The organism is Curtobacterium sp. UCD-KPL2560 (genome assembly GCF_001705035.1).
GTDB lineage: Bacteria > Actinomycetota > Actinomycetes > Actinomycetales > Microbacteriaceae > Curtobacterium.
Genome location: NZ_MCIG01000153.1, coordinates 1 through 915 on the forward strand (window position 1 = coordinate 1; position 915 = coordinate 915).

The 915-nt window shown below is 67.3% G+C and carries 1 protein-coding gene; it reads right to left on the reverse strand.

The features are described from left to right. Positions 1-78: 78 nt before the first annotated feature. Positions 79-756: a hypothetical protein gene (locus BEP24_RS16265; RefSeq protein WP_065965224.1), complete on the reverse strand. Its 678-nt coding sequence runs from the start codon at positions 754-756 to the stop codon at positions 79-81. Positions 757-915 lie beyond the last annotated feature (159 nt).

The following is a 915-nucleotide window of genomic DNA, read 5'->3' on the forward strand; positions in this document are numbered from 1 at the left end:
GACGTGGAACGGCGCCGCTCCCTGATCGGGGGCGGCGCCGTTCGCGTGTCGTGCTGGTGGTGCTGGTGGTGCTGGGTGTTACTTGATCTGGGCGGTGATCGTGGCGGTCCCGACGAGCAGGCCACCCTTGACGGCGTCGGTCTTGAAGGTGCTGTTGAGCAGCTTCGCGGCGTCGTCGGAGACGTGGACCGTGGTGCCGGTCAGGATCGCGTTGTCACCCTCGAGCTGGAGCGGCTTCAGGGTGCCACCGTGCAGCGAGAACAGGTACGCGTTCGACACGGCGACCTGACCGTTGACCWWCACGTCACCGTAGAGCTTCGACGAGCCCGGGTTCACGACGAAGTTCTCCAGCGTCACCGTCGTGTCACCRGCGGAGAGCGTCAGCCCCGAGTCGTCGTGGTYCAGCAGGCCCTGCACGTAGGGGCGGTAGTTGCCGTCCGGCGACCAGTACGTCACCGAACCGGCGGTGATCGGGAACGACACCGACCCGTTCTCGAGCTTCGCGTTGCCCGACACACCCGGGGTCAGACCCAGCGAGGTCAGCGCGTCGGTGAAGCCCTTGTCGAGCGCGACCGCGGTGTTGCCACCCTTGACCTCGGGCACCGAAGCGACCGGGCCGGGGATCTTCGACGACGAGGACGAGACCGTGTGGATGCTGCCGTCGGCCTGCGCGGCGGAGACACCGAACGCGGCACCGCCCAGCACGAGCGCACCCGTGGTGGCGAGGGTGATGGAGGTCTTGAGGCTCTTGCGCATGTCTGCGTTCCTTTCGTTGTCGCGCTCGGCGCGAATCCCTGGATGCGCGCCGAACACACCCCGAACAGGGGTGGAGAACCAGCTACCTGCGGCTGGTGAGCGCTCCGGGTGTTTCCCGGCTTGTGCAGGTGATTCGACACCCCCCACCGAACGGTTTGG